General features: G+C 70.0%; 8 protein-coding genes. 4 read left to right on the top strand and 4 right to left on the bottom strand.

Annotation, left to right across the window (positions count from 1 at the left end):
• The 4 genes from VQ03_RS22860 to VQ03_RS22875 all read left to right on the top strand — a co-directional run.
• On the top strand, positions 1-1,406 hold a 1,406-nt coding region (locus tag VQ03_RS22860; RefSeq protein ID WP_048453209.1), incomplete at its 5' end, for a DEAD/DEAH box helicase.
• A gap of 1,082 nt (positions 1,407-2,488) precedes the next feature.
• Positions 2,489-2,674 (top strand): YegP family protein, encoded by a 186-nt coding sequence (locus VQ03_RS22865; protein ID WP_048453210.1) that lies wholly within the window; start codon positions 2,489-2,491, stop codon positions 2,672-2,674.
• A 125-nt stretch (positions 2,675-2,799) separates the two neighbouring features.
• Complete coding sequence (locus tag VQ03_RS22870) at positions 2,800-3,096, top strand: hypothetical protein (RefSeq protein WP_048453211.1); 297 nt, start codon at positions 2,800-2,802, stop codon at positions 3,094-3,096.
• 160 nt (positions 3,097-3,256) lie between these two features.
• Positions 3,257-3,451 (top strand): hypothetical protein, encoded by a 195-nt coding sequence (locus VQ03_RS22875; RefSeq protein WP_048453212.1) that lies wholly within the window; start codon positions 3,257-3,259, stop codon positions 3,449-3,451.
• Between the two features lie 27 nt (positions 3,452-3,478).
• Here the strand turns inward: VQ03_RS22875 and VQ03_RS22880 are convergent, their stop codons facing one another.
• The 4 genes from VQ03_RS22880 to VQ03_RS22895 form a co-directional block, all read right to left on the bottom strand.
• Complete coding sequence (locus VQ03_RS22880) at positions 3,479-3,943, bottom strand: NUDIX hydrolase (RefSeq protein ID WP_048453213.1); 465 nt, start codon at positions 3,941-3,943, stop codon at positions 3,479-3,481.
• Positions 3,944-3,949: 6 nt separating this feature from the next.
• Positions 3,950-5,116 (bottom strand): ABC transporter permease, encoded by a 1,167-nt coding sequence (locus VQ03_RS22885; RefSeq protein ID WP_048453214.1) that lies wholly within the window; start codon positions 5,114-5,116, stop codon positions 3,950-3,952.
• On the bottom strand, positions 5,113-6,138 hold the full coding sequence (locus VQ03_RS22890) for an ABC transporter permease (protein WP_048453215.1): 1,026 nt from the start codon (positions 6,136-6,138) through the stop codon (positions 5,113-5,115). Before VQ03_RS22890 ends, VQ03_RS22885 begins: the two co-directional genes overlap by 4 nt.
• A partial coding sequence (locus VQ03_RS22895; RefSeq protein WP_048453216.1) for an ABC transporter substrate-binding protein occupies positions 6,135-8,009 on the bottom strand: 1,875 nt, incomplete at its 5' end. The genes VQ03_RS22890 and VQ03_RS22895, both read right to left, overlap by 4 nt.

Raw genomic sequence — 8,009 nt, forward strand, 5'->3', positions numbered from 1 at the left:
TCGCCCAGACCGGCACCGGCAAGACCGCCTCCTTCGCGCTGCCGATCCTGCACCGTCTCGCCACCGAGAACGCCGGCAAGCCGGCCCCACGCCGTGGCTGCCGCGTGCTGGTGCTCGCCCCCACCCGCGAGCTCGCCAGCCAGATCGCCGACAGCTTCAAGGATTACGGCCAGTTCCTGAAGCTGACCACCACGGTGGTGTTCGGCGGCGTCACCATCGGCCGCCAGGAGCGGGCGCTCGCCAACGGCGTCGACGTGCTGGTCGCCACCCCGGGCCGGCTCCTCGACCTGATCGACCGCCGCTCGCTCACCCTCGACGGCGTCGAGTACCTGGTCCTCGACGAGGCCGACCAGATGCTCGACCTCGGCTTCATCCACGCCCTCAAGCGCATCGTGAAGCTGCTGCCGGCCGAGCGCCAGAGCCTGTTCTTCTCGGCCACCATGCCGAAGAACATCGCCGGCCTCGCCGACCAGTACCTGAAGAACCCCGTGCAGGTCGCGGTGACCCCGGTCGCCACCACCGCCGAGCGGGTCGACCAGAAGGTCGTCTTCGTGCCGACCGGTTCGAAGCAGTCGCTGCTCGGGACGATCCTGCGCGACGAGTCGATCGACCGGGTGCTGGTCTTCACCCGCACCAAGCACGGCGCCGACCGCGTGGTGCGCGGCCTCGAGCGCGACGGCATCGGCTCGGCGGCGATCCACGGCAACAAGTCGCAGCCGCAGCGCGAGCGCGCGCTCGCCGCCTTCCGGGCCGGCACCTGCCGTGTGCTGGTGGCGACCGACATCGCTGCCCGCGGCATCGACGTCGAGGGCGTGTCGCACGTCGTCAACTTCGACCTGCCGAACGTGCCGGAGGCCTATGTCCACCGCATCGGCCGCACCGCGCGCGCCGGCAAAGACGGCCTCGCGATCTCGTTCTGCAACGACGAGGAGAAGGCGTATCTGCGCGACATCGAGCGCCTGACCCGGCAGAAGGTGCCGGTGATGGCGATCCCCGAGGGCTTCGTGCCCCCGAGCCGCGAGGAGGCCGCGCAAGCCGTGGCCGAGGCCGAGCGTGACCGGCGCCAGCCCGGCCCGCGCGGCCAGCGTCCCGGCGGCGGCCGCCAGGGCCAGCAGCCCGGCCAGCGCCAGGGTCGCCCCGGCGGCGGCCAGGGTCAGCCGCGCCACGGCGCCGGCCGGCCGCAGGAGCCCCGCGAGGCGCGCGCCCATGACGGCCGCGGCGGCCAGGATGCCCGCGGCGGGCATGAGAGCCGGCAGGGCCGGCCGCAGGGCCAGGGTCGTCCGCAAGGGCAGGGTCGTCCCCAAGGCGGCCAGCGCGCGGACGGCAACCGCCAGCAGCGCCCGGCGGGCGGCGGCGGCAACCGCGACGGCCGCTCGATCGGCTGGCTCGACCGCGCCCCGCGCTGAGCCATCGCTTCGCGTCGAATGATCAGAGGCCCGCGCATCCGGAAGGAGCGCGGGCTTCCTGCATTCCGGGGCTGTCGTCGAACGTCTCCGAGCCGGTTCACACGGTGCGGAAGATGGAGAGGGGAGGGCCGCTCGGTGCTGGCCGCCATCGTCGCGCCTCTCGTGACCGACGCCGCGATGCATCCATCGTCCAGCGGGGCCTGCGACGCGCGGAGCCCGACTTGCCGCTCCTGATGCGCCGCGCCGGAAGACCAGGAGCGGGCAGCGCCGACGCGGCAGGATCGACGCCGCAGCGCCATCCGCCTGCGATCGTCACGCCACGCGGCCCCGGCCATGATCGGCAGGACGACGGGGCGAGCCGCCCAGGCGGCCGCCGTCGGTGTCCGTGATCAGTCCAGTCTCGCTTGAGCCGGATCCCTGATCACGATCCCATCGCCGCGCTGATCGCTCCCTGGAGCTTGCGCATTCGCGCTGCGCGACCGGACGGCCTCGCGGCCGCCGGAGCAGCCGTGGCAGATGCTCCCGGTGACATGGCGGACCCTCTTCGCGCTTCGCCGCTCCAGCGCGTGCATCCGCGCCTCAGCCTTGGCCGCCGCCGCCTCGGTTTCCGGCTTCAAGTACAGGTAGGAGCGTAATCCAGTCCCCCGGCCGTCGAGTGCGGGCGGCGGCGTTGGGGCAGGTGCGCCGCGCTCCTGAGCCGACGCAGGGGGAGCTGAGAGGGCCATCATCAGGACAGCAAGGGCAAGGCGCATGGGAGATCTCCGGACTCAGCTCTCCGTTCTTTACCGAAAAACCGGGGCCTCGCGTATCCGGCAGGCTCGCTCTCCTCGTCGGCCGGATCCGGAGCGGTCGGGCATGGTGATCGTGGTCGGGCGCGACGCGCAGACAATCCATGCCCGGCGGAAGGCACCGCGCCGCGTCGGGTCCGTCGCGCCGCAGGCGCCGCGGCCTCGAACAGTTCGGGCCTGCGCCTCCGCCCGATCCCCGATCGGACCGGGCCGCGGGAGCGATGCCGACGGACGTTGTCTCCGATCGGTGCGGCCCCATCTGTTGCCGTGACACATCATGGCAGGAGGGCACCGATGCGCTTCGAACTCTACCGGGACGGCAAGGGCGAGTGGCGCTGGCGCCTGCGGGCCGAGAACGGCGAGGTGGTGGCCGATTCGGGCGAGGGCTATGCCCGCCGCGAGGATTGCGAGCACGGCATCGCCCTGGTGAAGGGCGCGACCAACGCCCGCGTCGTCGACATGACGCTCAAGATGGCCTAGCGGCGGCGCTCCTCGACACACACCGTTCACCCTGTGACGAAAGGCGCGCAACGCTTTCCCGCCCCCGCGCGTTTCCGCCGTCCATGCCTCCCTCCGGAGGCCTGTACGAGTGAGGGACCGACGACGTGCTGAAGACCGTGATGCTGGCCGCTGGCTTGATCCTCGGCGGTGCCGCCGCCCTGCCGCAGGGCGCGACCGCCGCTCCCTTGAGCGAGACCGCCGCCTCTGCGGCCCCGACGACCTGGGCGCAGTACGGCTATTACGGCCACCGCCGCCACTACGGCCCCCGTTACGGCTACGGCTATCGCCGCCATTTCGGCCCGCCCTATGGCCGCGCCTACGGCTTCCGCCGGCACCACCATCACTGGGGGCATCGCGGCGGCTGGGGTCCCGGCCCGCGCGGCTATTATCGCGGTTACTAAAGGGTTTTGCCGGCCGGCCGCCCCATCCGGGGCGGCCTTGCCGCATTCTCGCCGCATCCATGACCTTGGCTGTGCAAGCCTGGCCGTTCCGGCGGCCGGGCTTGGCTCATGGCGGGTCGGCTCGTCGAGCAGGCCTGCCCCACAACCAAGGGGAACCGGAATGCCACATACCATCGCCGAGCGCCGCCGGCGCATCGAAGCGCAGCTTCAGGACTACGAGCGGATGCTCGCCGAGATCCGCTCCTCGGCGGGCCTGGGCGCCAACAGCCGCGCCCTCCAGTTGCAGCACGCCCGCCTGATCTCCCAGGCGCGCACCGAGCTGGCTTCGCTCGACGCCGAGCTGGCCAGCCTCTAGCGGCAGGCGATCCCCGGTCCCGCGGCGTTACGCGGGACCCTCGAGGGCGGCCCGGGCCGCGTCGTAGATCGCCACGATCTCCTCGGGATAGATCTGCATCGGCGGCGTCAGCAGTTCGGCCCGCGTCCACCAGCGATACTCGGCCAGGACTTCGACCTCGTTGGGCGTCCAGCCGTCGCGGGAGAGCGGGGCGGTTCCGGTCCGCACCGCGAAGAAGCGCTCCCGCGCCGCCACCCACTCGCCATCCGACAGCTGCATGGTGAAGCGGCACTCGGCGACCTCGGGCGCCGTCTCCGGGCAGGTCAGGCCGGTCTCCTCGCGCAACTCCCGCATGGCGGCCTGCGCGAAGGTTTCGCCCGCCTCGACGCCGCCGCCCGGCGTCGCCCAATATTCCTCTCCGGCCAGCGCCCCGGTTCGGAAGACGAAGCGGAACAGCAGCAGCCGGCCCTCGCCGTCGAGGACGAGGAGCCGGGAGGCGGGGCGCTCGCGCATGCCCGCCTAGTGGTACGGGTCGGCGGCGTCGCGCAGGCCGTCGCCGAGGAAGTTGAAGGCCAGCACCACGATCACCACCGGCAGGATCGGCGCCAGCAGCCACGGATGGAGCTGCACCGCTGCGAGGTTCTGCGCCTCGTTGAGGAGCACGCCCCAGCTCGTCACCGGCGGGCGCAGGCCCAGGCCCAGGAAGGACAGGGCCGTCTCGCCGAGGATCATCGAGGGAATCGACAGGGTGGCCGAGGCGATCAGGTGGCTCATGAAGTTCGGGATCAGGTGCCGGGCGATGATCCGGCTCTTCGAGGCCCCCATCAGCTCGGCGGCGCGGACGTAATCCTCCTCGCGCAAGGCGAGCAGCTTCGAGCGCACCGCCCGGGCGAGGCCCGGCCAGTCGAGGAGGCCGAGGATCAGCGTGATGCCGAAGAAGACCAGGATCGGGCTCCAGTTCGGCGGCAGGGCCGCCGAGAGGGCGAGCCAGAGCGGCAGTTCCGGCAGCGAGCGCAGGATCTCGATCAGGCGCTGGATCACGTTGTCGACCCAGCCGCCGAGATAGCCCGCGAGCCCGCCGAAGAAGAGGCCGAGGGCGAAGGACACCGCGATGCCGACGAGGCCGACGGTGAGCGAGATCCGGGTGCCCGAGATGATCCGCGAGAGCAGGTCGCGCCCGAGCCGGTCGGTGCCGAGGAGGAACATCGTTCCGTCCTTCGGCGGGCAGACCAGGTGCCAGTCGGTGTCGATCATGCCCCAGAACGCGTAGCCCTCGTCCCGGCAGAAGAAGCGCAGAGGCTGCACCGTCGTGCGATCGACCGTGTACTTGCGCTGGAAGGTCTCGACGTCGAAGGTGAAGTGGTAGGGGTGGGTGTAGGGCCCAACGAGGCGGCCCTCGTGGAACAGGTGGACCGATTGCGGCGGCGCGTAGAGGTAGTCGCCGTGGCGCTTGGCCGGATTGTAGGGCGCGATCACCTCGACGAACGGGATCAGCGCGTAGAAGGCGATCAGGATCAGCCCCGCCGCCACCGCCACCCGGTGCTTGCGGAACTTCCACCAGGTCAGGCGCCAGGACGAGGCGCGGTCGACGGCGCTGCTCTCCGCCCCCACCGGCTCGGTGCGGCCGGGATCGAACGGGGCGGTGTCGACGAAGTGGTGCGGCCGGTCGCGCAGTTCCAGGCTCATCGGCCGTCTCCCCCGAGGCGGATGCGCGGATCGAGCCAGGCGAGCAGCAGGTCGGAGATCAGCATGCCGATTACCGTGAGCATCGCCACGAACATCAGGATGAATCCGGCCAGGAACTGGTCCTGGCTCTTGAGGGCGGCGAGCAGGATCGGCCCGACGGTCGGCAGGCTGAGCACCAGCGACACCAGCACCGAACCCGAGACGAGATGGGGCAGGAGGTTGCCGATATCGGCGATGAACGGGTTCAGCGACATCCGGAACGGGTATTTCAGGAGCGCCCGGGTCGGCGGCAGGCCCTTGGCGCGGGCGGTGACGACGTATTGCTTGCCCAATTCGTCGAGGAGGTTGGCGCGCATCCGCCGGATCATCGCGGCGGTGCCGCCTAACCCGATCACCAGGGTCGGGACGACGAGGTGGGCGAGCAGCGAGCGGATCTTGTCCCAGGTCCAGGGCAGGCCCGCATAGGCGCTGTCGTAGAGCCCGCCGATCGACACCTCGAACCAGCGGTTGGCATAGAACAGCATCACCAGCGCCAGCAGGAAGGACGGCGTGGCAAGCCCGATATAGCCGATGAAGGTCGCGACGTAGTCCCCGATCGAATATTGCCGCGTCGCCGAGTAGATCGCGATCGGGATCGACACCAGGTGGACGAAGATCACCACCGCCAGGTTGACCACCAGGGTGAGCCAGAGCGCGTCGCCCACCACCTCGCGCACCGGGCGGTCATACTCGAACGACCAGCCCCAATTGCCCTGGATCAGGCCGTTGAAGGCGCCCTCGGGATTGGGCCATAGCCCGATCCACCGCAGGTACTGCTCCCAGACCGGGCGGTCGAGGCCGTATTGCTGCATCAGGAACTGCGCCTTGGCGACGGAGGCCGCCTCGCCCTGCGAGCGCAGCTCGGCGATCTGGTTGGTGAGGAAGTCGCCCGGCGGCAGCTTGATGATGACGAAGACGAGGGCGGAGATGATCAGGAGCGTGACCGCCATGGTGAGGAGGCGGCGGGCGAGGTAGCGGATCACCGCGACGCCTCCTTCGGGTTCGGGCCCCAAAAGAACTGGTCCATGCGGTAGATCCCGATCAAGGCGGTCGGCTTCCAGCTATAGATCTCCTTGTCGGGCACGTTGAGGAGACGGGTCTTGGCGACGACCGGCTGGAGCGCGCCCGTGACGGTGCCGATCACCCACTGGTTCTCGGCGCGGTTGAGCAGCATCTCACCCCAGATCCTGGCCTGCTCGACATTGTCGGCGGTCGCCATCCAGCGGGCGTTGAGGTCGATCAGCACCTTCGCCTCGGGGATGTCGCAGGGCTCGCCCTCCTTGCCCCGCGTCTCGACGTGCTGGCCCCATTTCGGCCAGGCATAGGTATCCTGGTGGACCGGAGCCAGCTCGTCGGGGGACATCTCGGCGGTCGGCATCGCGAGATCGAGCCCTTGCGCGGCCACCATCACGGCGGCGCCCGAATAGGCACGGTTGCGCAGGACCGTGCGGTCCTGCGGCTTGACGAACAGCTTGACGCCGACCTCGCGCCAGAACTCGGCGATGAGGGTCAGGCCGTCGGTGAGCATGCTGCTCTCGCCGTCGGTCTCGACCACGATCTCGAGTTCGCGCCCGTCGGGCAGGAGGCGGATGCCGGCGCCGTTGCGCTGCGTCAGCCCGATCTCGTCGAGGAGGCGGGAGGCTTGGGCCGGGTCGTAGGCGGCATGGAGCGTGCGATATTCGGGCTTATAGAGCGGGCTCTTCTCGACCACCGTGTCGTTGCTCTCGGTGCCGAGGCCGAACAGCAGGGCGTTGTTGAGGGTGCGGCGATCGATGGCGAGCGACAGCGCGCGGCGGTAGCGCAGGTCGCGGTTGAGCTTGCGCCAGACCGGATCGGTGACGGTGAGGTTGGGATAGAGCGCCAGTTCCGAGCCGCGGGCGCTGGGCCAGAGATGGGTGCGGTAGCCCTTGGCGCGCTCACCCTCGCGCAGGATCGGGATGTCCTCCATGTTGAGGCCGCGGAACAGGAGGTCGGCCTCGCCCGCATTGGCCTTGGCGGCGAGGAGCCCGCCCGCCGCCACGTCCATGAAGACTTTGTCGATATAGGGCAGCTGCTGCCCTTTGACGTCGACCCGGTGGTAATAGGGGTTCCGCACGAAGACGAAGCGGGCCGCCGGTGCCGTATTGGTGACGCGCCAGGGCTGGAGCGTCGGCAGGTCGGGATTGGTCTGCTCGAACATCGCGTCGAGCCGGTTGTGGAGCGCGGCCCAGCCCTTGACCTTGGCCTGCTTCACCAGCGGCTCGATCTCGGCCTTCGGCGTGTAGCGCGGATTGAAGCGCTTCAGGTAATGGGCCGGCCGGTAGATGAAGGGATCGCGCGGCGAGGCCAGCTCCGGCAGGAAGCGGGGATTCGGCTTGTCCCAGGTGAAGCGGACGTGCAGCGGATCGATCACCTCGAAGCGCGGCGGCTGGCCGTCGACCATCATGAATTCCGGCGGGCCGGACGGGCTCAGCTCCTTGTCGAGGGCGACGTCCTCCCACCAGTAGCGAAGGTCCTCCGCCGTGAAGGGCTGGCCGTCGGACCAGCGATGGCCCTCGCGCAAGGTGAAGGTATAGACCTTGTCGCCGTCGTTCTCGATCCTCTCGAGAAGATCGGGCTTGAGCGCCAGGTTCTTGTCGTAGCCGACGAGGCGGGTATAGCTGTAGGTCGAGATGTAGCGGATGTCCCGGGCCTTCGAGACCAGGGTGACGACGTCGCCGCCGGGCTTGCCGATCTGCTGGCCCTGGGCCATGGGGTCGACGACCAAGGGTTGCTTGGGCAGGCGGTCGGAGGCGGATTCGGCGGCGTGAACGGGGAGGGTGCCCAGGAAGAACAGCAAGGGCAGGGCGATGCGCGCCCAACCCTCCCCCCTCTG

The sequence above is a fragment of the Methylobacterium tarhaniae genome (assembly GCF_001043955.1).
GTDB lineage: Bacteria > Pseudomonadota > Alphaproteobacteria > Rhizobiales > Beijerinckiaceae > Methylobacterium > Methylobacterium tarhaniae.

Excerpts from the sequence above, each read along its gene's own strand:
- VQ03_RS22865 (WP_048453210.1), top strand. The coding sequence starts at position 2,489 with ATGCGCTTCGAACTCTACCGGGACGGCAAGGGCGAGTGGCGCTGGCGC.
- VQ03_RS22875 (WP_048453212.1), top strand. The coding sequence starts at position 3,257 with ATGCCACATACCATCGCCGAGCGCCGCCGGCGCATCGAAGCGCAGCTT.
- VQ03_RS22880 (WP_048453213.1), bottom strand. The coding sequence starts at position 3,943 with ATGCGCGAGCGCCCCGCCTCCCGGCTCCTCGTCCTCGACGGCGAGGGC.
- VQ03_RS22885 (WP_048453214.1), bottom strand. The coding sequence starts at position 5,116 with ATGAGCCTGGAACTGCGCGACCGGCCGCACCACTTCGTCGACACCGCC.